The 25,777-nt window shown below is 72.9% G+C and carries 22 protein-coding genes and 1 pseudogene; 12 read left to right on the top strand and 11 right to left on the bottom strand.

Annotation, left to right across the window (positions count from 1 at the left end; genetic code table 11):
* Positions 1-39: 39 nt before the first annotated feature.
* A complete protein-coding gene (locus tag DTL70_RS07260) occupies positions 40-1,062 on the bottom strand; it encodes a LacI family DNA-binding transcriptional regulator (RefSeq protein ID WP_114021025.1) in 1,023 nt (340 codons plus the stop codon).
* Positions 1,063-1,215: 153 nt separating this feature from the next.
* On the opposite strand from DTL70_RS07260, the gene DTL70_RS07255 reads away from it, so the two are divergent.
* The 5 genes from DTL70_RS07255 (at position 1,216) to DTL70_RS07235 (ending at position 6,522) form a co-directional block, all read left to right on the top strand.
* Positions 1,216-1,968 (top strand): glutamine amidotransferase, encoded by a 753-nt coding sequence (locus tag DTL70_RS07255; RefSeq protein ID WP_114021024.1) that lies wholly within the window; start codon positions 1,216-1,218, stop codon positions 1,966-1,968.
* 507 nt (positions 1,969-2,475) lie between these two features.
* A complete protein-coding gene (locus DTL70_RS07250; protein WP_114021105.1) occupies positions 2,476-3,498 on the top strand; it encodes a DMT family transporter in 1,023 nt (340 codons plus the stop codon).
* Entirely contained in the window at positions 3,495-4,571 is a 1,077-nt protein-coding gene (locus DTL70_RS07245; protein WP_114021023.1) for a phosphotriesterase family protein, read from the top strand. Before DTL70_RS07250 ends, DTL70_RS07245 begins: the two co-directional genes overlap by 4 nt.
* Positions 4,572-4,747: 176 nt before the next feature.
* Positions 4,748-5,890, top strand: coding sequence for an LLM class flavin-dependent oxidoreductase (locus DTL70_RS07240; protein WP_114021022.1), 1,143 nt, complete (start codon positions 4,748-4,750; stop codon positions 5,888-5,890).
* On the top strand, positions 5,887-6,522 hold the full coding sequence (locus DTL70_RS07235) for an FMN reductase (protein WP_114021021.1): 636 nt from the start codon (positions 5,887-5,889) through the stop codon (positions 6,520-6,522). The genes DTL70_RS07240 and DTL70_RS07235 overlap by 4 nt, the downstream gene beginning before the upstream one ends.
* 60 nt (positions 6,523-6,582) lie before the next feature.
* Here DTL70_RS07235 and DTL70_RS34130 read toward each other — a convergent pair whose 3' ends face one another.
* Together DTL70_RS34130 and DTL70_RS07225 are read right to left on the bottom strand one after the other, a co-directional pair.
* Positions 6,583-6,780: a DUF397 domain-containing protein gene (locus tag DTL70_RS34130; protein ID WP_114021020.1), complete on the bottom strand. Its 198-nt coding sequence runs from the start codon at positions 6,778-6,780 to the stop codon at positions 6,583-6,585.
* 28 nt (positions 6,781-6,808) lie between these two features.
* Positions 6,809-7,567: pseudogene (locus tag DTL70_RS07225) on the bottom strand (helix-turn-helix domain-containing protein); the annotation flags it as partial.
* A 172-nt stretch (positions 7,568-7,739) separates the two neighbouring features.
* Between DTL70_RS07225 and DTL70_RS07220 the strand changes: the two are divergent.
* The gene (locus tag DTL70_RS07220; protein ID WP_114021019.1) at positions 7,740-7,931 is read left to right on the top strand and encodes a hypothetical protein; all 192 of its coding nucleotides are present in this window, start codon (positions 7,740-7,742) and stop codon (positions 7,929-7,931) included.
* 169 nt (positions 7,932-8,100) lie between these two features.
* On the opposite strand, the gene DTL70_RS34930 is transcribed toward DTL70_RS07220, so the two are convergent.
* On the bottom strand, positions 8,101-8,286 hold the full coding sequence (locus DTL70_RS34930) for an SbtR family transcriptional regulator (protein ID WP_342776464.1): 186 nt from the start codon (positions 8,284-8,286) through the stop codon (positions 8,101-8,103).
* Positions 8,287-8,418: 132 nt separating this feature from the next.
* On the bottom strand, positions 8,419-9,795 hold the full coding sequence (locus DTL70_RS07210) for an NsdA family TPR-like regulatory protein (protein WP_114021017.1): 1,377 nt from the start codon (positions 9,793-9,795) through the stop codon (positions 8,419-8,421).
* A gap of 140 nt (positions 9,796-9,935) precedes the next feature.
* Between DTL70_RS07210 and DTL70_RS34750 the strand changes: the two genes are divergently transcribed.
* The 3 genes from DTL70_RS34750 (at position 9,936) to DTL70_RS07200 (ending at position 13,720) form a co-directional block, all read left to right on the top strand.
* Complete coding sequence (locus tag DTL70_RS34750) at positions 9,936-10,064, top strand: hypothetical protein (protein WP_281278660.1); 129 nt, start codon at positions 9,936-9,938, stop codon at positions 10,062-10,064.
* Positions 10,065-10,332: 268 nt separating this feature from the next.
* Entirely contained in the window at positions 10,333-11,751 is a 1,419-nt protein-coding gene (locus tag DTL70_RS07205) for an asparagine synthase-related protein (protein ID WP_147266744.1), read from the top strand.
* A gap of 76 nt (positions 11,752-11,827) precedes the next feature.
* The gene (locus DTL70_RS07200; protein ID WP_114021015.1) at positions 11,828-13,720 is read left to right on the top strand and encodes an ABC transporter ATP-binding protein; all 1,893 of its coding nucleotides are present in this window, start codon (positions 11,828-11,830) and stop codon (positions 13,718-13,720) included.
* Positions 13,721-14,068: 348 nt separating this feature from the next.
* Here DTL70_RS07200 and DTL70_RS07195 read toward each other — a convergent pair whose 3' ends face one another.
* Positions 14,069-14,674 carry a TetR/AcrR family transcriptional regulator gene (locus tag DTL70_RS07195; RefSeq protein ID WP_114021014.1) on the bottom strand — a complete coding sequence of 202 codons (606 nt, stop codon included), beginning with the start codon at positions 14,672-14,674 and terminating at the stop codon, positions 14,069-14,071.
* Between the two features lie 82 nt (positions 14,675-14,756).
* Here DTL70_RS07195 and DTL70_RS07190 point away from each other — a divergent pair, with 82 nt between their 5' ends.
* Positions 14,757-15,704, top strand: a complete 948-nt coding sequence (locus DTL70_RS07190; RefSeq protein WP_114021013.1) for an aldo/keto reductase — start codon at positions 14,757-14,759, stop codon at positions 15,702-15,704.
* Between the two features lie 24 nt (positions 15,705-15,728).
* Here the strand turns inward: DTL70_RS07190 and DTL70_RS07185 are convergent, their stop codons facing one another.
* Positions 15,729-16,127, bottom strand: coding sequence for a VOC family protein (locus DTL70_RS07185; protein ID WP_114021012.1), 399 nt, complete (start codon positions 16,125-16,127; stop codon positions 15,729-15,731).
* Positions 16,128-16,233: 106 nt separating this feature from the next.
* Between DTL70_RS07185 and DTL70_RS07180 the strand changes: the two genes are divergently transcribed.
* The gene (locus tag DTL70_RS07180) at positions 16,234-17,292 is read left to right on the top strand and encodes a helix-turn-helix transcriptional regulator (RefSeq protein ID WP_114021011.1); all 1,059 of its coding nucleotides are present in this window, start codon (positions 16,234-16,236) and stop codon (positions 17,290-17,292) included.
* 34 nt (positions 17,293-17,326) lie between these two features.
* On the opposite strand, the gene DTL70_RS07175 is transcribed toward DTL70_RS07180, so the two are convergent.
* From DTL70_RS07175 to DTL70_RS07160, 4 genes are all read right to left on the bottom strand, one after another.
* Positions 17,327-19,777 (bottom strand): protein kinase domain-containing protein, encoded by a 2,451-nt coding sequence (locus tag DTL70_RS07175; RefSeq protein ID WP_114021010.1) that lies wholly within the window; start codon positions 19,775-19,777, stop codon positions 17,327-17,329.
* Positions 19,774-22,275: a protein kinase domain-containing protein gene (locus DTL70_RS07170; RefSeq protein WP_114021009.1), complete on the bottom strand. Its 2,502-nt coding sequence runs from the start codon at positions 22,273-22,275 to the stop codon at positions 19,774-19,776. The genes DTL70_RS07175 and DTL70_RS07170 overlap by 4 nt, the downstream gene beginning before the upstream one ends.
* A gap of 192 nt (positions 22,276-22,467) precedes the next feature.
* Positions 22,468-23,682: a S8 family peptidase gene (locus DTL70_RS07165; protein ID WP_114021008.1), complete on the bottom strand. Its 1,215-nt coding sequence runs from the start codon at positions 23,680-23,682 to the stop codon at positions 22,468-22,470.
* A 230-nt stretch (positions 23,683-23,912) separates the two neighbouring features.
* Entirely contained in the window at positions 23,913-24,980 is a 1,068-nt protein-coding gene (locus DTL70_RS07160) for a helix-turn-helix transcriptional regulator (protein ID WP_114021007.1), read from the bottom strand.
* 154 nt (positions 24,981-25,134) lie between these two features.
* Between DTL70_RS07160 and DTL70_RS07155 the strand changes: the two genes are divergently transcribed.
* Positions 25,135-25,752 carry a hypothetical protein gene (locus tag DTL70_RS07155; RefSeq protein WP_114021006.1) on the top strand — a complete coding sequence of 206 codons (618 nt, stop codon included), beginning with the start codon at positions 25,135-25,137 and terminating at the stop codon, positions 25,750-25,752.
* Positions 25,753-25,777: the final 25 nt, after the last annotated feature.

Genomic DNA, 25,777 nt, shown 5'->3' with positions numbered 1-25,777 from the left:
ACCGGGGGGGGACGGGTGCCGCGGCGGGGGGGGCGGCCGTCAGGCGCCGGGCGCCGTGGCCGAGCCGCGGATGACCAGGTGCAGCGGGAAGACGCGGGTGACGCGCTCCCCCGACCGGTTCTCGACCCTGGCCTGGACGAGGTCGAGGGCGGAGCGGGCGAGGTCGGCGACGGGCTGCTGGAGGGTGGTGAGCTTGGGCCGCAGCCACTCGCCGACGCGGATGCCGTCGCAGCCGACGACGGACAGGTCCTCGGGGATGCGCAGCCCGTGCAGTTCGGCGGCCGAGAGCATGCCGACGGCGACGATGTCGCTGCCCGCGAAGACGGCGGTGGGCGGTTCGGCGGCTCCGGTCAGGTAGGGGAAGGTGCTGGCGCCGAACTGCTCGGTGTAGGGGCCGTGCAGGACGAGGGAGTCGTCCACGGGCAGGTCCGCGTGCGCCATCGCGTCGCGGAAGCCGCGCAGCCGGTCGCGGCTGGTGGACAGCTCCGGCGGGCCCGCGACGTGCGCGATGCGGCGGTGTCCGAGCTGGGCGAGGTAGGCGGTGGCCTGGTAGGCGCCGCCGTAGTTGTCCACGGAGATGGCGTCGGCCTGCGAGGTGTCGGCGATCTCCTCGTCCAGGACGACGACGGGCAGCCCGCCGCTGATGGCCTTGACGAGCCGGGGGTTACGGCGGTGGATGCCGACGTAGATCATGCCGTCCACCGCGTCGGTGCGTGCGACGAGTTCGCTCAGGCCGGCCTCGCGGCGGGACTGCCTGCCGGTGACCCCGACGACGAGCGAGATCCCGCCGGCGGCGGCCGTGGCGGCGATCTCCTCGGCCAGCTCGGCGAAGAACGGGTTGACGAGATCGGGCACGATCAGCGCGATGACGGGGCTCGCGGCGGGGGCGGGGGCCTGTGCGGGCTCCGGGGCCGCGGCGGGCGGCGCCTCGTATCCCAGGTCGCGGACCGCGGCGTCGATGCGTCCGGCGGTCTCGGGGTTCACCTTCAGCTGCCCGCGCAGATACCGGGACACCGTGGACGCCGAGACGTGTGCGTGTTGCGCAACACGAGCCAGGGTCACACTCTTCTCCTCTTCGCCGGTGTGCGCATGTGGCTCCAGAGTGTACCGACTGTCTTTCCTCTGACACCCATTGACTGTGCACAACGGCAGTCCTAACGTTGCGCAACAACAAGCAAGACGGCACAAATTTTGCGCAACACCTAGGAGACAAGCATGGCCCGCGTCCTGCTCGCAGGCGAGTCCTGGATCAACGCCTCGACCGACTTCAAGGGCTACGACGCCTTCCCCCACGCCCAGCTCGAAATCGGCGCCACCCCGCTCATCGAGGCGCTGGAGGCCGAGGGGCACCAGGTCACACACCTGCCCTCGCACGCGGTGGCGACCGACTTCCCCGAGACGCTGGAGAAGCTCGGTGCCTACGACGTCGTGATCCTCTCCGACATCGGCGCCAACTCCCTGCTGCTGCCTCCGCAGGTCTTCGCGCAGGGCCGGCCCTTCCCCAACCGCCTCAAGCTGCTCGCGGAGTGGGTGCGCCGGGGCGGCGGGCTGGCGATGGCCGGCGGCTACCTGAGCTTCCAGGGCTTCCAGGCCAAGGCCAACTACCACGACACCCCCGCCGAGGCCGTGCTGCCCGTCTCGATCCTCCCCTACGACGACCGCGTGGAGTGCCCTGAAGGAGTCACCGGCGAACTGTCCGGCGAGGACCACCCCGTCACCGCCGGGCTCGACGCCACCTGGCCCCTCCTGCTCGGCTACCAGAAGCTGACCGCCAAGCCGGACGCGCGGGTGCTGGCCACCGTCGAGTCCCGCCCGCTGCTGGCCGTACGGGACGAAGGCGCGGGGCGCACACTCGCCTTCGCCTCCGACATCTCCCCGCACTGGGCCCCCACCGAGTTCATCGAGTGGGCGGGCTACCGGCGGCTGTTCCACCAGGCCGTGAGCTGGCTCGCCGGAAGCACGGAGTGACCCCCCGTGGCACCCCCGGTGGGCACGGTGGCGGGCACCCCCGAGGGGGCCGCGCGGCCACCCCGTACCGGAGGAACGAGCACGCTCCGTAACGGAGAGGCGAGCACATCCGGCGGCCCGGAGACGGCCCCGCCGCTGGAAGGCGCGCACACCTCGCGGCGGAGAGGCGGTCGCGGTGCCGGCGGGCACCTCGCGGCGGACCCGTACGCTGTCCCCGGAAGGGGACCTCGTCGCCCTGGAAGCCGACGGCAGCGCGGTACTGCCGCGCGGCGCCGAGCGGGCCGTCCACGGCGCAGCCCGTACCGGCCCGGCCGGGGCCACCGCCACGGGCGGGTACAGCTCGGCACCGCGACGGCGGACGCGCCGCCCGACAGCGCCGCCCCGCTCGACGCGGCCCCCTGGGCGAGCGCCGTGGTCGCGGTCACCACCCTCCGGCAGGGCGCCGCCGGCCCCCTCACACATCCCCGGGTCCCCTTCCAGAACGCAGCGCGAAAGGGCGGCGACACGATGACCCACCTGACTCCCCCGGCCCCGGCCCCCGCCGTGGCCCCCGAACCCCGGCAGCGCACGCCCCGCGGCGCGACCACCGCCCTCCTCGTGATCGCGACCGTGCTGGCCGGCACCCTCAGCCCGCTCCAGTCCACCGTCAACGGTGCCCTCGGCAAGGAGATCGACGACGGCAACGGCGCCGCCGTCATCTCCTTCGGCAGCGGTCTGATCCTGATGGCCGTCCTCGTCTTCGCCCGGCCCACCACCCGCCGCCAGGCCCTGGCCCTGCCCCGGCTGATCCGCGGCGGCGAGGTCGGCTGGTGGAACTACCTGGCGGGTCTGTGCGGCGGCGCCGTGGTCCTGTCCGAGGGGATCGCCGTCGGCGCTCTCGGGGTCGCCGTCTTCCAGATCGCCCTGATCTGCGGCATGGTCATCTCCGGCGTGATCTGCGACCGTTTCGGGGTCACCTCCGAGGTCAAGCAGCCCGTCTCGGCGCCCCGGCTGCTGGGCGCCGTACTCGCCGTCGGCGCCACCACCCTCGCCATCTCCCCCGCCCTGCACGTGCCCGGCGCGGTCGTGATGGCCGTGCTGCCGTTCGCCGCGGGGCTGCTGGCCGGCTGGCAGCCCGCGGGCAACGCGGCCGTCGCCCGCTCCAGCGGCTCCGTGCTGGTCTCGATCGGCTTCAACTTCCTCGTCGGCTTCACGGTGCTGCTGGTCGGCTACCTGATCCGGCTGGGCACAGGGTCCGGGCACTTCGCGCTGCCGGACACCTGGTGGATGTACACCGGCGGCGCCCTCGGGCTGCTGTCGATCGCCTTCATGGCGCTGCTCGTGCGCGGCCTCGGGCTGCTCCTCCTCGGGCTCTCCTCGGTGGCGGGCCAGCTGCTGGGCTCCCTGATCCTCGGTGCCATCAGCCCGTCCCTGGGGGAAGAGATCCACCTGGCGACCATCGGCGGTACGGTGCTGGCGCTCGTCGCCGCGGGGATCGCGATGATCCCCTCCCGCGCCCCGCGCGGCACGAACGTCGCGGAGCAGTCATGACCACCCCGGCGAGTACAGCCCCGCAGGCCCCGCCGACCGTCCACACCGTTTCGGGGCCCGTCTCCGCCGACCGGCTCGGACTCGTCCTGCCGCACGAGCACCTGTTCAACGACCTGTCCGGAGTGCGGAACCCGCCCTCCTACGGCTTCACAGAGAAACTGCCCGAGCGGCCGGTGAGCGCCTCGGTGGCCTGGGCGCTGCGGCACGACCCGTACTGCAACCGCGACAACGTCGCCCCCAAACCCCTGGCCGACGTGGTGCGGGAGATCGACGCGTTCCGCGACTGCGGCGGCGGGACCCTGGTCGATGTCACCTGCAGCGCGGCGATCGGGCGGAACCCGGAGCTGTTGCGGCGGGCGGCGGAGCGCGGCGGCGTCCATGTCGTGATGGGGTGCGGCGCGTATCTGGAGCGGTTCGAGGGCGGGCGGATCGCCGACGCGGCCGAGGAGCAGGCGGCGCGGATCGTCGCGGAGCTGGACCACGGCGTCGGCCCGCACGCGGTACGGCCCGGCATCATCGGGGAGATCGGGGTCTCCCCCGCGTTCACCGAGGCGGAGCGCGCCTCGGTGCGGGCGGCCGCGCTGGCGCAGCTGGACCGGCCGCACATTCCGCTGATGCTGCACCTGCCGGGCTGGCAGCGCCGGGCGCACGAGGTGCTCGACCTGGTGCTGGACGAGGTCGGGGTGGCGCCAGGCCGGGTCGTGCTGGCCCACATGGATCCCTCCGGACACGACGCCGCCTACCAGGAGTCGGTGGCGGCACGCGGGGTGTGGCTGGAGTTCGACATGATCGGCATGGAGGTCGCCTTCCCCGGGGAGGGGGCCGCCCCGTCGGCTCCGCAGACGGCCGAGGCGGTCGCCCGGCTCGTCCGGCGCGGGCATGCGGGGCAGCTCCTGCTCAGCCACGATCTGTTCCTGAAGCAGATGTGGACCCAGCACGGTGGCAACGGGTTCACCTTCGTGCCCACCGTCTTCGGCGAGATGCTGGCCGGCCGGGGGCTGGACCGGGCGTTGATCACCCGCCTGACCCACGGCAATCCCGCCCGCATGCTGGCCCCCGGGGCGGCCGGCTGACCGCACACGGTCACCGCGGGGTCGGGGCCCCTGGTCAGCAGGGCCTCGGAGGGCGTTCTCACTGGTCGGCAGGGCCTCTCCCGCACAGGGAATGCACACTGGTCCGAGAGCATTGACGAGGATGTAGTTCAACAATCAACTACTTCATCGACGAGCGCACGAGGACGGCGAGCACCATGACGGCCACGGCCACCACCCCCACGCAGTTCGGGATCTTCACCGTCGGCGACGTGACACCCGACCCCACCACGGGCCGGACGCCGACCGAGCACGAGCGGATCACGGCGATGCTGACCATCGCCCGCAAGGCCGAGGAGGTCGGACTCGACGTCTTCGCCACCGGCGAGCACCACAACCCCCCGTTCGTGCCGTCCTCGCCGACGACCATGCTCGGCTGGATCGCCGCCCGCACCGAGCGGCTGATCCTGTCCACCTCCACGACACTGATCACCACCAACGACCCGGTGAAGATCGCCGAGGACTTCGCGATGCTCCAGCACATCGCCGAAGGCCGCGTCGACGTGATGATGGGCCGCGGCAACACCGGACCCGTCTACCCCTGGTTCGGACAGGACATCCGCCAGGGCATCCCGCTCGCGATCGAGAACTACGCGCTGCTGCGCCGACTGTGGACCGAGGACGTCGTCGACTGGCAGGGCCGCTTCCGCACCCCCCTCCAGGGCTTCACCTCCACGCCCCGCCCGCTCGACGGCGTCCCGCCCTTCGTGTGGCACGGCTCCATCCGCAGCCCCGAGATCGCCGAGCAGGCCGCCTACTACGGTGACGGCTTCTTCGCCAACAACATCTTCTGGCCCAAGGACCACTTCAAGCACCTGATCAACCTCTACCGTGACCGCTTCGAGCACTACGGACACGGAACGCGACAGCAGGCGTACGTCGGCCTCGGCGGACAGGTCTTCATGCGGAAGAACTCGCAGGACGCGGTGAACGAGTTCCGGCCCTACTTCGACAACGCACCCGTCTACGGGCACGGCCCGAGCCTGGAGGAGTTCACCGACCAGACACCGCTGACCGTCGGCAGCCCGCAGGAGGTCATCGACAAGACCCTCACCTTCCGCGAGTCCTTCGGCGACTACCAGCGCCAGCTGTTCCTGATGGACCACGCGGGACTGCCGCTCAAGACCGTACTGGAGCAGCTCGACCTGCTGGGCGAGGAGGTCGTACCGGTGCTGCGCAAGGAGATGGCCGCCGGGCGCCCCGCCGGCACGGCAGACGCCCCCACGCACACGGCGCGCGTGGCCGCGCACGCGGCGCGCACGGGCGCGCACCACGACGAGCAGAAGGGAGCCGCCGCATGAGGCCCGTGAAACTGGCCGTCGTCTCGGCCGGACTGAGCGAACCGTCCTCCACCCGGCTGCTGGCCGACCGGCTGGCCGAGGCGACCCGCGTCGCCCTGGCCGACCAGGACACCGAGGCGGAGATCACGACGGTCGAGCTGCGGGACGTCGCCACCGAGATCGCCCACAACTTCACCACGGGGTTCGCGGGCGGGGCGCTGCGCGAGGCCATCGAGCGGGTCACGGAGGCGGACGGGCTGATCGCCGTCACGCCCGTCTTCTCCGCGTCCTACAGCGGCCTGTTCAAATCGTTCTTCGACGTACTCGACAACGACGCGCTGACCGGCAAGCCGGTGCTCCTCGGCGCCACGGGCGGCACCCCGCGCCACTCCCTGGTCCTGGAGCACGCCATGCGCCCGCTCTTCTCCTACCTGCGAACGGTGACGGCACCGACGGCCGTCTACGCCGCGACGGACGACTGGGCCGCGGCGGACGACGGCATCACGCCGTCACTCCCCCGGCGGGTCGCCCGCGCGGGCGGCGAACTGGCGGGACTGGTCGCGCCCCGCACCTCTGCCGGACCCCGGCCGCAGCAAGAAGAGGTCATCCCCTTCGAGCAGCAGCTGGCCGCGCTGCGGGTGGAGAAAGACTGAACGACGGCCGGGCCCGAGGCGCCTCGGGCCCGGCCGTCCCGAGCCCTGGGCCGCTGTGGCTCAGCGGCCGGCCCGCTTCACCCCGTCGACGAACGCGGTCCACGCCGCGGGCGTGAACGCCAACGCGGCCAGGCCGGTGTCCTTACTGTCCCGCACCGGGACGACCCCCACGTCGGGCACGAGCCCCGGGGCCCACTCGACGCAGTTGCCCCCTTGTTTGTCGCTGTAGCTGCTTCTGATCCACTGCGTTTCGCTCATGCTCGTCCCTTACAGCGCTGATGAGGGCCAGTGATTCACCCGGACTCAATGAACTAGCCCGAATTTCATCGTAGATGTGAGCTGAGTTCGCGACAGTTTCCGGTCCTTCATACGGCCTTCCGCCTTGAGGCCCCTCTACGAAAACGCACGGTTTGCCGCTCGACATCTCCAGCAGGACGTAGGGCACACCGATGCCGACTTCCGCCGCCGAGTACGGCAGCACTTGAACAGTCAGGGCGGCGTGGAGCCGTGCCTGCTCCATGAGATGTTTCATCTGATCCGCCATCACGCGGGCGGATCCGACTCGGGCCCGCAAACACGCCTCGTAGAGCACCACCCATACCCGAGGCGGGTCGGGCTTCATCAGAATCTCGCGGCGCCGCAGGCGGCTGGCCACCTTCGCATCAACGTCCCCCGGTGAGACGTTGGGACGCCCGCCGACCAGCGAAACGCGGGCGTATGCCTCGGTCTGCAACAAGCCCGTGATGAAGATGGTCGAGAAGTCCCGAATGGTGGCCGCACGCCGCTCCGCGTCGATGTACGGGGCGAACCACGCCGGGTACTCTCCTTCGACCACGCGGCGGAGTTGCCGGACGAACAAGTCCCCCGTGCCGAACGTGCGGTCACACGCCTCGGCGAACTTCACCGAGGGCATGAACTCCCCCGACTCGACGCGGCTCACGTAGCTCTGGGTGTAGCCGGTGGCCGTGGCGAATGCGGTCTGAGAGATACCGCGAGCCCGCCTCACCCGACGGACGTCCTCTCCGAGACTCGGCGGGATACTCATACCTGTCGGCCGCTTGCCTACCGCACCCATGACAACCTGCACCAACTTCCGTCAGCAGTAGCCGCATTCGGGCGCCCCTCCATGAGGAAAGGTGCTCATACCGCGTCATCGTAGCCCTCTACGTGTTGTTCTCACCACAGTGAGTCACCAACTCGACCAGCGGGTGGGAACGATGGAGCAATCGGAAGGCGGGGGCGCGGCACGCCCCTGCGAGGACTGCGCGTGGTATCGCACGATGATCAGCCGCGCGGCGGGCGACCCGCGGCCCAGGGCCGACCTCGAAGCGCTCTTCGGGGCGCACCTGCACCGCAACCACGCGCCGGAGGCACCCGCCGAGGGGCACCGCCGCCTGCGGAGTGTGTGAGGTGTGGGCCGTGGGCGAGAGGGCGCAGGACCGCAGGTCCGGGAAGACGGGGCGGGTGATCCAGGTGACGGGGCCTGCCCCGTTCATCTACCGGCTGCTGCTGGACGAGGGCGCCCCGCCCATCGTCGTGTACCGGTACGGCGACCAACTGCGGCGCGTCCCGGCGACCTCAGTCGCCGGGACGGGGACGGAGGGCGTCGACGATGAGGTCGAGCAGGGGTCCGACCCGGTGCGGTGCGCCGCCCGTGGGGGTGGCGAGGAAGAGGCCGAGCAGGAGGGTGAGGACGTCGTCCGGGTCGACGTCACCACGGAGTGAGCCCGTCCGCGCTCCGGCCTCCAGGACGGTCGCGATCATGGTCGCCGTTGGACGGGAGTTGTCTCGCTGACGGCGCACTGCTGCCGAGGAAGTATCGGCGCGGGCGGCGACATCCCGACCGCCGGCATGCCCGCCATCAGTCGCATACAGCGAAGCGGTTCACCGACCCCGTCAGCGGTGGTGGTCGAGGAAGACACGGGCGCGCTCGTCGAGCTCGCCCGCAACCCGCACACCGCGGGCGCGGTACGGGCGGAGGTCGGAGCGCAGGGAGCGGACGGCCTTGAGGGTGCGGATGGACTGCACCCCGGCCATGGTGTCGATTGCCCGGCCCCAAGTGGTGCACGCCTGCTCGATACTGCCCTGCTTGGCCTGCTGCTCGGCCTGGGCCACCAGGTCGAGAGCGATGATGCGGGCGTACGTCGCATCGGGCCGGCTTGCCGCGGCGGTCGCGTACTGCCGGGCAGCGTTCGACCGGTCACCGAGGGTCTCGAACACCTTCGCCGTGCGGGAGTGCACGGTGGCCGCGGGCGGACCCCACACCAATGCCCAGAACGGCACCTCGTCCCCGGTCCCGGCCGCCAGTGCGGTCTGGGCGCGGTCGACATCGGCGAGCGCGGCCTGGCGCTGGCCGGTCTTGGCGAGGGCGTGCGCGTGGGTGACGGCGAACAGCGCCTCGACCTGCTGGTCGACCCAGCCCTTGGCGCGGTCCCAACCGGTCTCGGCGAGGGCGAGGCAGTGCTCGGGCCGGTGCAGCTTCATGCCCTGTTGGGACATCGTACGCATCACGAACCCGTCCTGCCCGGGGACGCCGGCCTCCCGCGCCAGAGCGAGTGATTGCAGGTAGTAGCGCTGTGCGAGGCCCTGCTCGCCGCTGTCGTACGCCTTCCAGCCCGCCAGGTGGGCGCCGGCCGAGGCGACCGAGAACGCCTCGGCGCGAACGGCGTCGCTGGCGAACCGGCCCCGGCACAACCCGGCGACATCCGTCGTCAGGTATTGCACGAACGCCGAGCGGCCGTGCTGTCCGCCGTGGCGTTCGTCCATGTCCATGAAGAACTTCACCATGTCGCGCACCGCGGCGACCTCGGCGTGCCCCGCGATGGCGCCGGAGGCGACGGTGCGGGCACGGGCGGCGGCTTCCTGGGCGGTGTGCAGCGGGAGCGTCGCCGCGGCCATGGAGTAGGCGGAGGCGGCGAGGAAACGGCGTCGGTTCACGTCTGCGCTCCCGATGGCGGTCAGCGTCTCGATCGGATCGAAGTCCAGCGTCAGCCCGATGCTGTCATCTTCGCCACCAGGTGGGGAACCTAGCCCAAGGTCTTCACGGGTGATCCGTCGCCCCAGACGCCGGGACAGGGCCTCGGCCAGGTAGCCGGGCGTTGCCCCGGACGGCTGCGCACCCAAAACCCAGTGATGGACGGCCGACTTGTTCGTGCCCAGGCGCTGGCCGCTCTCCGCGGCGATGGACTTCACGGCGCGGGCGACGCCGTCGTACGGCAGCCCGGTTTCCTCGATCAGTGCTTTGAGCTGCTGGTTCGCAGTGCGCTGGGTCATGGGGTACCTGCCCTCGTATACCCGATATACGGCCCCGCGTGGTCTGCACGGTACCCGCCAACTCCCCTGCCCAGTTCACTGAGTGAGCAAGCCCGGTGACACACCGTCCACCGGGAAGCCGCGTGAGAGAGGGGTTCGTCATGAGGGATCAGACGCGTCCGTGGGAGTCGGTGTTCGCCGGTCCGGAGATCACCGCCGTGCCGGGGGATGCCGCCCGCTACGAGGAGAAGCCGCAGGAGTCCTCCGACCAGGGCCGTTTCGAGGACTGATCCGGCAGCACCGCCATTGAGCATCACAGCGTTACCGGGGCCCGCGCCTGGCCGAGAGCCGCGCGGGCCCCGTCGCGTCTCACCCCGGCGAGAAGGAGGAACAAGGATGTTGACGTGCTCAGTCGATCTGCGGACCGGTGGTTCGGGGCCGTGGGAATGGCGCGGAGAGGAAACCGGGTGGGTCCGCGGTCAGGACCGTATCCGTCCACTGGAGCACCCAGCGCTGGAAGGGCGGGCGGCCACCGACGGCACTGCCACGTTGATGGTCATGCGCGAACGGGCCACCGGCCGCCCTTCGCTACTGCGCTCGTTCTCCCCGACCCGGGTCGACTCCGAGGTGTACGGCCGGATGCTGACCGAGTGCCGGGACTGGCCGTTGCAGAGTGTGTGGATCGAGGCGGGACCGCGCGGACTGCGTATCCAGACCGGGCTCGGTGGGGTGTGCCCGCTCTACCTCGCGCACCGCGACGGGAGACTGGATGCTTCATGGCAGCTCATGGAACTGCGCGCGCACCTGACCCCGAAGCACCTGGAGGAGCGGGAGGTGATGCGGCTGCTGACCGGTCACCCCCGCTACGGCCACGACACGCTGTTCACCACCATCAAGCGGCTATCGGAGCGTTCCACCGCGTACGCGGATGCCGCGGGCCTGCGCATGGACTACCCGGTCGCGGCCGAGCACGCCCAGCCCTCTGCTCTTGCGGACGGCACCGAGGAGCACGCGCTGGTCGACGCTTTCGAGACGTTGACCAGCCACGTCCACGCCAAGCGGGCCATCACGCCGAAGCGGACTGCCGCCCAGCTCTCCGGCGGTATGGACTCCACCAACCTGGCCATCTCTCTGGCACTCGCCCACCCAGGGGCCATCACTCCCTGCGCCCTACTCATCGGCGGTGACGCCGGTCCCCAGCAGGAAGCACGGCGCCGAACGGTCATCGAGCAGACCGGCTTCGCTGCCGACGTGACGGTGTCGGCCACCGCACATCCGGCACTGTTCCCTCACGGCCTGCGCCGCTCCCGTGCGAAGGTGATCAGCCCGCTGGACGAGCCGCACCTGGAGGCCGCCGACGCCCTCGCGCAGGCCCTGCGCAGCCGGGACATCCACACGGTGGTGGCCGGGTTCGGCGGCGACGAAGTCGCTCGTGTCCGCCGCCCCGACGGCGGGCCGGCTCTCACCCCCACCGCGCCGACTTGGTGCGGCGAGCGGGTCCGAGACCTGCTGGGTGAGGTGAACACGTCGATCGCTCCGGCCACCGTGGCGCCGGAGACCGCGCTGATCGCCCTGGAGGTCGCCACTCCGCTCCTCGCGCGGCGTGGCCTGTGGGCTTTGGCCCCGTTCACCGATCCGGACATGGTGCGCTTCGGGCAGCGTCTGCCGGTGGCGTGGAAGGCCGACAAGCGTCTTCTGCACCGGCGGCTCGCCGCCCGCGGCCTACCCGAGGACGTGGTCAACCCACCGCAGCGGGAGAACTTCGGCCACGTGATGAACCGTGCCGTGCACACCTACGCCACCAGACTGCTGCGCGGCTGGGGCAGGGACCTCCACCTCATCGAGCAAGGCTTCGTGGACGCCGCGGCGCTCGCTGAGGCCGTGGAACGGGCCGCAGTCTCTGCGCAGGACGCGGCGCCATACCGTACGGGACTGTTCCTGATCACCGCCGTCGAGCTGGCCCTACGGGCTCTATAGACGGCTCGTCCACCAGCCGGGCGACTTCGGCGCAAACCGCCTCGCACCTCCCGGCGACGGCGCGAGGATGGGTCGAGTGACCGACTCCTCGCCCGCCCCGAAAGCCCCAGCCCCCTCCGCTTCCGCATCGCCGCAGCAGGTCGGCTTCCAGGCCGATCCGCACGCCGAGGACATCGCCGGCGCCACCTGGTGGCAGATGGCAGCCCGGCTCCCGCGCACGCTGGCCGCCGCCGCCCGACTGGGCTGGGCCGCCGACCGGCCCGCCATGCTCTGGCTCGTCCTGTGCCAGCTCCTCGTCGCCGCCAGCGCGGCCGTCGCCCTGGCCGCGCTGCCCGGCGCCATGCGCCACCTCTTCGGCGACGGGGACGTCGCCACGCGCGTCACGGCCGCGGCCCCCGCCCTCGCCGTCGCCGCCATAGCGACCGCTGTGCGGGCCGGGGCGGACGCGCTCGCCGTCTATGCCGCCACCCGCCTCGCCCCCGAGGTCGCCACCGAAGCGGACATGCAGATTCTCGCCGCCGCCCCCCAGGTCGAGCTGGAAGCGTACGACCGGCCCGGTTTCACCGACCGCCTCCAAGCCGCCGGCAAGGGCGCCGAGGCGACCGAGGACCTCATCGGCGACGCTCAGGCTCTCATCTCCGCGCTCGCCCAGCTCGTGGCCGCCGTCTCCGTCCTCACCGTGCTGCACCCGCTGCTGCTGCCCCTGCTGCTACTGGCCGTCGTCCCCAAGGGGGCCGCCGCGGTGACCACCGCCCGCATCCGGCACCGCGCGGATTTCCAGAACATCGCCGACAACCACCTGCGCTACCTGCTGCGGTACTACTCCACCAACCAGCGCACCGCCGCCGAGGTCCGCGCCACCACGATGGCCAGCTTCCTTCAGGTCTGGTACCGGCAGATCACAGGCCGGATCAAGGCCACCCACCGCGCAGTGGCCCCTCGCGTGCTGCGGGTAACCCTGGCCGGTTCCGCCGTCAGCGGGCTGATGCTCGCCCTCACCTGGGCCGCCCTGGGCTGGCTCGCCGCCAGCGGGCGGATGGAGCTGGCCGTCGCAGCGACTGCCGTGGTGGCCGTCCGGACCTCCACCGGGGCGCTGACCTCGCTGGTGATGGCCGCCGCCCGCATGTTCCGCACCTCGCTGTACCTGGAGGACTGGCGCAGCTTCCTGCGCCGCGCCAAGGCCCTTCGGGCCGTACGGGGTTCCCAGGCGATCCCCGCTGGGGCGCCCGTTGAGATCGAGGCGAAGAACGTCACCTACAACTACCCAGGCGCCGGCAGTTCTGCGGTCGACGGCGTGAACCTCACCGTGCGCCGCGGCGAGCTGATCGCGCTGGTCGGCGAGAACGGCTCGGGCAAGACCACCCTCTCCCGCCTGCTGACCGGGCTGTACCTACCCAGCTCCGGCACGATCACCTGGGACGGAACCGACCTGACCCAGGCCGACCCGAGCAGCGTGTGGGCCAAGGTCGGGCTGGTGCCGCAGGACTACACCCGCTGGCCCATGGACCTGCGCGCCAACATCCACCTCGGCCAGCCCCGAGCAGCCGACGACGCCCCACTGCTGGAGGCCGCCAGCGCGGCCGGCGCCGACAGCGTCATCGACAAGGTGCCCCACGGGCTCGACACCCTGGTAGCCAGCTCGAACTGGGGCGGCACCGACCTCTCCGGCGGCCAGTGGCAGCGCATCGCCGTCGCCCGCGCCTTCTACCGCGACGCCAGCATGCTCATGCTCGATGAGCCCACCTCGGCAATGGACCCACGCGCCGAACACCTGGTCATCCGCCGCTTCAAGCAGCTCGCCGCGGGCAAAGCCGCCGTGTTCGTCACCCACAACCTGGACAACGCCCGCATCGCCGACCGCATCGTCGTTCTCGACAGCGGCCGGGCGGTGGAGTCCGGGACGTTCGAGGAGCTGCTGGATGCGGCCGGACTCTTCGCCGAGCTGTACAAACTCGCCCAAGACCGGTGAGGAGTGCTGGTCAGCCCGGTTTGGAGGGCCAAGCTTCGGCGCGCGCGAGCGCGCCCGCCACGGCGGGCGGTCAAAGGTCGTCGACGACGACATGGCCGACTATGCCCGCAGTCGGCGGGCAGGCGGCCTGCCCGTACTGCGGATCGCCCAGAAGCTGTCATAGCCTCGGGCAAGAACAGGGGCCAGCGCCCCTCGTCGGCCCACCGTCTACCGCATCCACGCCGACACAGACGGGAGCGAGAACGCCGACGGCACCGGCTGAGCCCAGACACACCAGAGCCGTCCTGGTGGCACGGGGGAAGGCACCAGGTGGGAACGGCGGAGCAAACCCGCCTCGTCCCGGCGATCTCAGTCGCCGGGACGGGGGCGGAGGGCGTCGACGATGAGGTCGAGCAGGGGTCCGACCCGGTGCGGTGCGCCGCCCGTGGGGGTGGCGAGGAAGAGGCCGAGCAGCAGGGTGAGAACGTCGTCCGGGTCGACGTCACCACGGAGTGAGCCCGTCCGCGCTCCGGCCTCCAGGAGGGTCGCGAGCGCCGCGGTGAGGCGCCCCCGCGTGTCGGGGGTGGCGATGCTGCCGGAGGCCCAGCCGGCGCGGAGGGTGTCGAGCAGGCCGCGTTTGGCGGCGACGAACGCGGCGTAGCGGTCCAGCCAGGCGCGTAGCGCGGCGTCGGGGGGCAGGTCGGCGAGCAGCGTGTGGACGGCGGCGTGGACGGCGTCCAGCTCAGCGGCGTAGACCGCCTCCACGAGCGCTTCGCGGGTCGGGAAGTGGCGGTAGAGCGTGCCGATGCCGACGCCGGCCTCGCGGGCGACGGCGTCGAGCGGGACGGCGCCCTCCGCGGTGGCGAACACGGTGCGGGCCGCGGTGAGGAGTTTCTCGCGGTTGCGCCGCGCGTCGGCGCGGGCGGGGCGGCCGGGCGCGGGGGCGGGGCCGGGAGGCGGCTCGGGCGCGTTCAAAACGGAGGACCCTCCGGTAGTGTTACGGTCGATAAGCGGAGAACCCTCCGCTTACTCCATCGTCTCACGGGAGCGCCACCTCATGACGACCTCTTCGACCCCTTCGTCCGACCACACCGCGGCCACCGGCGCCCCGCGCGCCGGAGGACCCGGCCGGCTCGCCGGCCGTACCGTCTCCCGCGTCGGCTACGGCGCCATGCAGCTCGAACGCCTGCACGGCGACCGCGCCTCGGCTCTGGCGATCCTGCGCCGGGCGGTCGAGCTGGGTGTGGACCACGTCGACACCGCCCAGTTCTACGGCGACGGCTTCGTCAACGACCTCGTCCGCGAGGCGATCCGCCCCGAGGACGGCGTCCTCGTCGTCACGAAGGTCGGTGCCACCGCCGACTCAGGCGGCCCCCTGCCGCTCCGCCTGGCACAGCGGCCCGAGGAGCTGCGGGCCGAGGTGGAGGCCAACCTCGCCGCCCTCCGCCTGGAGCAGCTTCCCGTGGTCAACCTGCGCCGCGCGGAGACCGGTCCGGGGCTGCGCGCCGAGGGCGAGCAGATCGTCGACATCGACGACCAGCTCGCTGTACTGACAGCCCTGCGCGACGAGGGCAAGATCGACAAGCTCGGGGTCAGCAACGTGGGCCCCGACGAGTTGCGCCGGGCGCTCCCAGTCGGCCCCGTGTGCGTGCAGAACAGCTACAGCCTCGTCTCCCGCGGCGACGAGGACATGCTCAGGACCTGCCTGGCCGAGGACATCGCCTGGGTGCCGTATTTCCCGCTCGGCAGCGCGTTCCCCGGCATGCCCAAGGCGACCGACGAGCCCGCTGTCCGCGCCGTTGCGGAGACCCTCGGCGCCACCCCCTCGCAGGTCGGGCTGGCCTGGCTGCTGCACCACGCGCCGCACACGCTGCTCATCCCGGGGACGGCCGACGCCGCGCACCTGGAGGCGAACGTCGCCGCGGGCGCGCTCACCCTGGACGACGCGACGCTCGCCGCGCTGGACGCGGTCCCGAGCCGGTCGGGGGAGCCCACGTTCGAGTGAGCCCCCGCGTGAGCCCCCGCGGTCTCAGCGCTCTTGGCGGCGCAGCGCTTCCTCGGTGACGGGGGTGAAGAAGTTGACGAGGTTGCCGTCCGGGTCGCGGAAGAGGAGGGAGCGGTTGCCCCACGGCATCGTCGTCGGCTCCTGGACGATCGCGCAGTCCAGCGAGGACACGCGCCGGTACTCCGCGTCGACGTCGTCGACGCGGAACTCGATGATCACCGAGTGGTTGGCGGCGGGGCGGGCGCAGTCCTCGCCGAACAGCGCCAGGGTGCGGGTGCTCGCGAGGGCGAGTGTGCAGGACGGTGTGACGAGCTCGGCGAAGTCGGGCGTCGCCCACCTCGCCGGCAGGGCGGTGACCTGCTCGTAGAAGGCGACGAGGCGCGCGACGTCGTCGGTGATCATCCGGAGGGAGACGCAGTTCATGAGGGTGGCCTTTCGTACGGGCTGAGGGCCCCGGGGGGCGGGGCGTCCCGAACGCTACGGGCGATACCGGGCAGGATCCGCCCGGTATCCGCGAGACACTTTCCGGATGCCGACCTCGACCGCCCGGGTGCTCGCCCTGCTGGAGATCCTCCAGGGCGGCGGCCTGCGCACCGTTCCCGATCTGGCCGCCCGCCTCGGCGTGGACGAGCGCACCGTCCGCCGCTACGTCGGCCACCTGCTGGACCTGGGCGTGCCCGTCGACGCGGTGCGCGGCCGCCTCGGTGGCTACCGGCTCGCGCCCGGCTACCGGATGCCGCCGCTGATGTTCACCGAGGAGGAGGCCCTGGCCGTGTCGCTGGGCCTCCTGGCGGGCCGCAGGGCCGGGCTGTTCGCCAGTGACGTGGCGGCGAGCGAGAGCGCGGCGGCGAAGCTGCGACGGGTGCTGCCCCGGCGTCTGGGGCAGCGTCTGGAGGCGCTGCTGGAGACCGTCGGCTTCACGGAACGGCCCCGCCCCGCCGCAGCGCCGGAAGCGGAGGTGCTGCTCGAACTCGCCGAGGCCGCGCGCCACCAGCGTCCCGTGGCGCTCACCTACAGCGACCGGAGGGGGCGCGGAAGCGACCGCACGGTGCTGCCCTACGGTCTCGTTGGGCATTCCGGGCGCTGGTACCTGACCGCCGCCGACCAGGGGGCCGCCGGTCAGACCGCCGGGGGCGGCGAGGTGCGCACCTTCCGGCTGGACCGGATCGTCGCGCTGTCCGTGCGGTCCGGTTCGTTCGACGTCCCGGCGGGTTTCGACCCGGTGGCCACCGTGCTGGACAGCATCGCGCGCACGCCCTGGGCCCACGAGGTGGTGGTGCGCGTCCGCGCCGACGTGCCGCACATCCACCGCCACCTGCCGGCCGCAATCGCCACGGCGACCCCGATCGCGACCGGAGGCGACGTAGCCGGCGGGGCCGACGGGGCCGACGGGGCCGACGGAGACAGCGGATGGGTGCGGGTGCGGGTGAGCGCCGAGCGGCTGGAGTGGATTCCGGCCGTGCTCGCCGCCGTGGACCGCCCGTTCGTCATCGAACGCCCCGCCGCGCTGCGCGACCTGGTGCGCGCCCTGGCCCGCCGTCTCGACGCGCACGCCACCGCCGGCGAAGGCGACGTCCCCCGCACGTGACCCCGCCCGGCCGCGGGGTCCACGGCGCGGCGCCCTACGACTCCTCGGGGGCGTACCCGGCGGCAGCGTCCTGGCGGCGGCCCACGAACTGGACCACGCGCCTGTCGTCGGCGATGGCACGCCGGTCCGAGGGGGCGCCGAACGCGGCGGGCAGAGTGCCGTCGCCGCGGACGGCACCGTCGTCGAGGGCGTACTCCACCAGCCGGACGGGCTTTCCCGGATCCGGGTAGGCGCCCAGCGCCGTGACGGAGTCGTCGTCGAGGCCGACGATCACCGGGCCGCGCGCCGCGAAGCGCTCGTGCCAGCGGACCTTGCCGCCGGCGGCGTCCACGGCCACGAGAGTGTCGTCGAGTGCGGCGCCGGACGACTCGGCCGTGAGCACCAGGGTGTCGCCGTGCGCGGCGACCGTCGGGCGGTCGGCGTGCTCGTCGCCGGCGAAGGACAGTGTCCCGAAGGGGTTCTCCTTCGGGATCTCGTGGTGGTGGCGGCCGGTCCTGTCGAGGACGAGCAGCGCGTCCTTGCTGCCGTCACCGCCCCGGCCGAGCGAGACGGAGGCCGGCTCGGCGGTGACCGGCAGCGCGTGGGTGACGTTGCGGGGCAGGGTGAGGCGCCAGCGTTCCTCGCCGGTGGCCGAGTCGAGTTCGACGGCCGTGTCCGGACTGGGCGCGTTGCCGCAGATTTCCAGGAGCAGGACGGTGCGCGGCCCGGTCAGGGCGTCGGTGAAGCGGCAGCCGTCGATGCGGTCGGTGCGGTGCCAGCGTTCCTTGCCGGTGCGCGGGTCGAGTCCGAGCAGCCCGTCCTCGCCCGCGGTGACGAGGCTGCCTCCGGACATGCCGAGCGTCGGCGTGCGCGTCACGCCGGGGCCGGTCTCGTGGTGCCAGAGAAGTTCGCCGGTGCGGGTGTCGACGGCGGAGACGACCGTGCAGTCGTCCTCGTCGGCGGAGGTGCCGTAGCGCACGGCACCGATGCCGTCGGCGGTCGCGGAGCGGCCGAGGGAGGTGGCGCAGACCGTGTCGGTGCCGCGCGGGGGCTCGACCGTCCACAGGGGACGCCCGCTGCCGGGGTCGAAGCCCCGGGTGCCGCGTCGATCCGTGCGGGCGGCGGCGTGCTCGGTGAGCCAGGCGCCGACCAGAGTGGTCTTGTCCTTGTTCTTCCCGGCCCCCTCACTGCTTGCGCCGGGCTTCTCGGCGGGGAGGCCGGTGACAGGTGTGTGCCAGACGCGTGCGCGCCGGCCGGCCGCGGTGACGTCCGCGTGGGTGTCGGCGGCAGGGCCCTCGGGGTCGGGGGCCGCCCGGCGCGGTGTGTCCTTCCCCGGCTCGGCGGAGGCCGACGGCCCGTCGTCCGGTCCTGGCCGGTCTCCGTCGCCGGGCAGGAGGACGAACCCGGCCCCCACGAGCAGCGCGAGCACGGCCGCACCGGCGAGGGCGAGAAGCACGGTACGCCGGGCCGCCGGCCAACGAGGGGGCCGAGCCGGGTGGTCGGGCGCGGTGGGAGTGGGGGTGACGGGCGCCGGGGGCGGAGGTCTCAGCGGGTACGAGGTCGTCTCGCCGCTGTCGCCGACTCCGTGCTCGGCGTCGTCGCCCGGCCCCGCCCTCTTGCCCGGTGCGGCGCCGGCGTCCGCGTCGGCGTCGGGGGGCGGGGTCAGGGACTGGGCGGTCCGTGCCGCCGCGATCACCTGGGAGGGGGTGGGCCGGCGGGCGGGGTCGTGGTCGAGGCAGGACAGCACGAGAGGGAGCAGCGCGGCCGGGACGCCGGTGGTGTCCGGGGTCTCGTGGACGGTGCGGTAGGCGAGCGCGGCGGCCGGGACGTCGCCGAACGGGGGCCTGCCGGTGGCCGCGTGGAGCAGCACGGCGCCGAGGGAGTACACGTCGCTCGCCGGACCGAGCGTGCCCTCGTCGACGAGCTGCTCGGGAGAGGCGTAGCCGAGTGTGCCGATGACCATGCCGGTGCCGGTCAGCCCCGTGGCGTCGGCGGCCCGTGCGATACCGAAGTCGATGACGCGGGGCCCGTCGTCGGCCAGCAGGACGTTCGAGGGTTTCAGGTCGCGGTGGACGAGACCGGCCGCGTGGATGACGACCAGCGCCTCACCCAGCGCCGCGGCCAGCGTGCACAACCGGCTCGTCGCCAGCGGCCCGTCGGAGCGCACGGCCTGCGCGAGGGAGGGGCCGGGGACGTACTGGGTGGCCAGCCACGGAGTGGGGTCCTCGGGGCCGGCGTCGAGCAGCGGGACGGTGAAGAAACTCAAGACCTTGCCCGCGGCGTCGACCTCCTGCCGGAACCGGGCCCGGAACTGCGGATCGGCGGCGTACTCGGGGTGCACCAGCTTGAGCGCGACGTGCCGCCCGTCGGCCTCGGAGCGCGCCAGGTGGACCTCCCCCATGCCACCCGCGCCCAGCAGCCGCATGAGCCGGTACGGGCCGACGCGTACGGGACCGTCGGCTCCGGGTTCCTCCGGCCTGCCCGACGGGTGCTCCGGCCCGCTCATGTGCCCGGCGCGGCCAGCACGGCCACGCCCTCCGCGGTGTCGAGGGACGGGAAGAGCAGCACGGTGTCCTTCCTGGCCAGCAGAGTGCCGACGGGGCCCGTGTCGCGCGTCGGGAGGGTGCCGCCGGTGCGGACGTCGCCATCGGACAGGTCCATGCGCAGCAGTTGGGTCCCGCCCAGTGCCCCGTCACGCTCGTCGACGGCCAACGCGCCGTCACCGTCGACGCCGTACAGCTCGGGAACACCGTCCAGCGCGGGGCGGTGCCAGCGCACCTTCCCCGTACGCGTGTCGATGGCGGCGACGCCGAAACGGGCCTCGTCCGACCTGGTGTAGTACGTGGTGACGACGGTGTCCTTCCAGCCGAAGATCTCAGGACGGGAGGGAAGACCTGCGGACGTCTTCAGCGTCCCGAAAGGCTGCTCGTTCTCCAGCGGCGGCTGTGCGGTGCCGTCAGGACCGAAGACCTGGAGCGGGAGGGCGTCGGAGTCGCGGAGGTAGAGCCGCACCGACAGCGGCCTGACCGTGTTGATGCTCGCGCCCGTGGCCTTCTCGGTGAGCTTCGTCGACCAGCGCACCGTGCCGTCGTCGGCGTTCAGCTGGCTGACCCGCGTCCGTGCAGCCTCATCCGAGCCCTTCTTCCCCTCCCTGCAGGAGGAGACCACGGCCACGACGGCGCGGGCCGCCCGCACGCTGCTCAGGCCGCAGCCGTCGTGCCGCCACGAGCGGCGCCAGACGGCCCGGCCGTCGCCGAGGTCGTAGGCCACCAGGCCGGAGAAGGAGTGCACGACGACGCGGCCCCGGGCGATCCCCACGGTGGTGCGGACCCTGTCCACCTCCCGCTTCTCCGGTCGCAGCCCCGTGCGCCACACCGTCTGGCCGTCGTCGAGACGGATCGCGGCGAGCTGGTCGCACCCCTCGTCGGGCCGGCGGGAGCGGCCGAAGGCGACGGCACCGATGCCGTGTTCGGCCGTGCGCGACATGGCGCACGGCACCAGACCGTGCCGGGGCGGTGTCGCCTTCCACAACGCGCGCCCCGTGCGGCGGTCGTAGGCGCGCACGTCGTGCTCGTTGGCGCGGACGACGGCGTCCTCGGTGAGCCACGCGCCGAGCAGGTCCGAGCCGCGCACCGCGTTGACGTCCTCGCCCGCCTCGGGTTCGGGCGTCAGGTTGTCCCAGGTCGTGGTCCACGCCCCGGCGGCGAGGGAGACGTCGCGGACGCGGCTGGAGGGTGCGGGCAGTTCCCGGTCCCCGCCCGGCGCGCCGGGATCGGTCACCGGCGACGAGGAAGGCGCGGGCGGCCCCGCCCGCCCCACATCGTCCCCCGGCGGCCGATCGTCCCCACCGCGCCAGGTCCACCACACACCGCACGCGAGCGCGGCACTCACCACCACGGCGAGACCGACCCCGCCCGCGGCGCGGACGACCCGCCGACGGCGGGCCCCGCGCGGCACAGGCGGCCGCCCGGCGGGCCGCCGGGCAGCGGATGCCGGGGGCGGAGCGGCGGATGCCCCCGGCACGGACGGCGCGTCGCGGCGCGTGGGTGCGGAGGTGGGCGAGGTGTCTCGGGGTGCGGCCGCGGGGGCGGGCGACGCGTCGCGGGGTGACGGTGCGGGCGGTGCGAGGTGCCAGTCCTCGCCCTGCTCCTGGGACCTGTCGCGGACCGTGGAGAGCGCCGCCCAGGACACCTCGCCGTGCGGGTCGAGGGCCCGCACCGCCGACAGGGCCGGCCGCTGGTCGGGGTCCTTCTCCAGGCAGGCGGCGATCACAGGCAGCAGGTCCTGGGGCACGCCGGCCAGGTCCGGCTCCCCGTGCACGGTCCGGTGCGCGGCGACGTGCGCGGGACCGGCTCCGAAGGGGCGCCGCCCGGTGGCGGCGGTCGCCAGGACGGCTCCGAGGGCGAACACGTCGCCCGCCGCTTCGCCGACGCCGCGGGTGAGCTGCTCGGGCGCCGCGTATCCCGCGCTGCCCAGCACGGCGCCCGTCCCGGTGAGACGGGTGGCGTCGGCGGCGCGGGCGATACCGAAGTCGATGACGTACGGGCCGTCGGCGCCGATCAGTACGTTGGACGGTTTCAGGTCGCGGTGCACCAGGCCCGCGCCGTGGATGGCGCCGAGCGCCGCGGCGAGCGCCGCCGCCAGACCGCGCAGGTGTGGTTCGTTCAACGGACCCCGCACGCGGAGCAGCGTCGAGAGGGTGGGGCCCTCGATGTACTGCGAGGCGAGCCAGGGCAGGTCGGCGTCGGGATCGGCGGCCAGCAGCGCTGCCGTCCGCGGGGAGTCCACCGCGCCCGCGGCGGCGACCTCGCGCCGGAACCGGACGCGGAACTCGCGGTCGCGGGCCAGGAAGGAGTGCACGACCTTCACCGCCGCGGCCCGGCCCGCGGCGTCGTGGGCAAGGTACACCTGACCCATACCGCCGCGGCCGAGCAACCGCTCCGCCCGGTACGGCCCGAACCACGGCCCCGTTCCGCTCCGCTCCGGACTGCCGTCTGCTGCCATGCGTGAACCCTCCCCCGTGTCGCGGAGCTAAGACGCGCGGAAGCGCTCCGTGAGTTCCCCCGCGCCCGGCCGGCAGGTGTCGTGCGCGCGCACGACCGCGGCCCGGTGTGTGTGGGGCACACCGGGCCGCGGAAGGTGGGGGGTTACCCAGCGAACTGGGTGGAGGGTGTCACTCGCGTGACACCCCGGGTGTCACTCGACGACGTTGAGGAGCAGGTTGGGCGAGCCCTCGCCCGGGTTGCCGACGACGTCCTTGGCTGCGCCGTCCGTCAGCGCCTTGGAGACGGCCTCCGGGGTGGCGTCCTTGTGCCCTGCCAGGTAGACCGCCGCGGCGCCCGCGACGTGCGGGGAGGCCATGGAGGTGCCGGAGATGGTGTCGGTGGCGTCGTCACCGGTGTTCCAGGCGGCGGTGATGTCCACGCCGGGCGCGTACAGGTCGACGACCTTGCCGTAGTTGGAGAAGTCGGCCTGCGCGTCGGTGTCGTCGGTGGCACCGACGGTGATGGCTTCCGGCACGCGGGCGGGCGAGTTGTTGCCCGCGTCCGAGGACTCGTTGCCGGCGGCCACCGCGAAGGTGACGCCCGCCTTGATGGAGTTCTGCACCGCCGTGTCGAGCGCCTCGTCGGCGCCCCCGCCCAGCGACATGTTGGCGACCGAGGGGGACTTGGCGTTCTTGGTCACCCAGTCGATACCGGAGACGACCTGCTCGGTGGTGCCCGAGCCGTTGTCGTCCAGCACGCGGACGGCCACCACGTCGGCCTTCTTGGCGACGCCGTGGGCCTCGCCCGCCACCGTGCTGGCGACGTGCGTGCCGTGTCCGTTGCCGTCGGAGGCGTCGTCGTCACCGTCGACCGCGTCGAAGCCGCTGGTGGCGCGGCCGCCGAAGTCCTTGTGCGTGGTGCGGACACCGGTGTCGATGATGTAGGCGGTCACGCCCTCGCCGGCGCTGTCCGGGTAGACGTACTTGTCGTCGAGGTTCAGCTCGGGCGTGTCGATGCGGTCCAGGCCCCAGTTGGGCGGGTTGGCCTGCTCGGCACTGACGGTGTGCTTCTGGTTGGCGAAGACCTTGTCGACCGCCGGGTCGGCGGCCAGCTCCTTGGCCTCGCTCGCGGACATCTTCGCCGAGTAGCCGTTGAGGGCCTTGGTGAAGGTTTTGCGGACCTTGCCGCCGTGGTCGGCGATGACCGTCTTGCCCTTGGCGGCGGCGGACTTGGTGCTGACCGCCGACTTCTTCATCGTGACGATGTAGCTGCCCTTGACGGCGTGTGCCGACTTGGCGCCCACGACCGTTCCGGTGGCCGGTGCCTCCGGGGCCGCGCTGGCGGGAAGCGCCGTGACGGTACCGATGGCGGCGGCCGCGACCGCCGCGGATATGCCGAGAGCAACCTTCTTGCGCGTCACTGCCATGGGGAGGGTTCCTCCTCGTGTGGGGGGTGCGCCTGTGGGGTGCGCGTTCGGCACGCTAAGCGCTTTGTCATCGGCGGGACAAGAGGTGGCTTGCCCGGACCGACGAAGGGTCAATTGCCGTACGGGCGGTCATTCTTCGCGGCTCGGTCAGCCGGCGCGCACCCCTGGCCGGGCCGCACGTTTACGGCGTTCGCCCTCGCCACCCCGCACCGCCCCCCCCGCGGAACCGCTCACTTGGCCGGCTCGTGGGCGGTGCCCGCCTCGCCGCGGCCCGCCGCGCTCGGCGCCTGCGGGACCCAGCCGAGGCTCGCCGCGCGCATGCCGAGCTGGAAGCGGGTCGTGGCGCCCAGGCGTTCCATCAAGCCGTGCAGCCGCCGCTGGAAGGTCCGGTAGCTGATGCCGAGTTGCCGCGCCATCACCTGGTCGGTCATGCCCGTCGTCAGCAGCGCCAGCAGCCTGGCCTCCTCGCGGCTGGGCCCGTCGGGCGCGCCGGGTCGCCGCCCCGCCAGGTACTCCGAGATCGGCAGCGCCCTGCCCCACAGCACCTCGAAGAACTCGCACAGCACCTCCAGCAGCCCGGAGGGGTGGACGACGACGCTGCTGGCCAGCTCGTGGGGCGCGGCCCGCAGCGGGATCAGCGCGATGTGGTCGTCCGCGATCAGCATCTTCGTCGGGGTGTCGGCCATCACGCGGGCGTCCTCCCCCAGCCGGGCCGCCGCACCGATGTCCCCCTCGAACCGGTGGGAGGCGGCCAGCCCGTCGGTGTCGTAGATGACGCGGTAGCCGACGCCACGGCCCAGCATCTGCGCCTGCACCGGCATCATGCCGGTCTTCGGGTCGAGGCGGTCCGGATCGCTGTTGGCGTACGGCGGCCGGTCGATGCCCCGTATCTGGGTGCGCGCGCTGCGCTGGAGCTGGTCGACCTGGCGGATGACGGCCGCCCGCCCGGTGACGATCTCCACCAGGTCCAGCGGGTCGCGGCCCGGAGCGTTGGCGCGGAACCGCGCCGCCAGGTGCTGGATGTGGCGGCGGGTCCTGTGGATCTCCTCCTCGCGGGCGAGCAGCAGCGACTCGAAGGCGATCTCGGGCGCCACCGGAAGGTAGCGCGCCTCGCCCTGGCCCCGGTCGGCCGCGAACCGCCCCACCAGGTTGAGCTTCTCCAGCGCGGTGAGCGCCGCACGGACGCGGGCGGCGCTCAGCCCCGCGGCGGTGCGCAGCTCGCCGACGGTCACGGCGCCGTCCACCAGCGCCTCGTAGACCTGCTGCTCGACCGGGTCGAGATCCAGAGCCTCCAACATGCTGGGCATCCTCAGCTCGGTGGCGAGTTCACGTCAATGACCGAACCCCGCCAGGACCGCGCCAGGACCGCGCCAAATAGACAGGAAACCTTCGGAAACCGGCCCCGGGTAGTCCGCGCATACCCCGCCAGGGCATCTGGTTAGGGTGGACACCATGCCGACGGAGCAGTCCACGCGCCACCCCCGCACCTCCTGGTGCGCCCGCGCGCTGCTGCTCGCCGCCCTGCTCCTGGGCCTGGTCACCATGCACACCCTCGGCCACCCCTCACCCGAGCCGGCGTCGGCCGCACCGACGGCCGCAGTGGCGGCCTCCACGGCGCGGGGCGGCGACGTGCCCCTGACGGCACCGGCCGAGGCCGCCGGGCCGCCCGGGTACGCCATGCCCGCGGCCCGGACCGTGCCCGGCGCGGACAGCGCGTCCATTGGCCACCCCGCGTCCGCCGCCCAGGCCGCGCACGCCGCCGCGTCCGTCGGCCAGGCCGACCAGGCCGCGCACGCCGCGCACGCCGCGCCGTCCCAACCGGGAGGGCACGGCGCCGGGCACGGGGAGGGCCACGGCACCGGGATGGACCCCACGTCCGTGTGCCTCGCCGTCCTGGGCGTGTGGTCGGCCGTCGCGCTGCTGGGCCTGCTCGTGGTGCTGGTGCTGCGGCGGCGCCGAGTGGCGGATCTCGCCGCCGCGTACCGCACCCGGCTGCTGCGCACGCTGTGGCCGCTGCCGCCGCCCAGAACCGCCGTCCGTCTCGCGCGGTTGTCGATCCTGCGGACCTGACAGGGCCCGCACGCCCGCCCACTCC

Source organism: Streptomyces diacarni (assembly GCF_003323715.1).
Lineage (GTDB): Bacteria > Actinomycetota > Actinomycetes > Streptomycetales > Streptomycetaceae > Streptomyces > Streptomyces diacarni.
The sequence above is the reverse complement of the archived record's forward strand: the minus strand, read 5'-3'. Positions and strand labels throughout refer to the sequence as shown.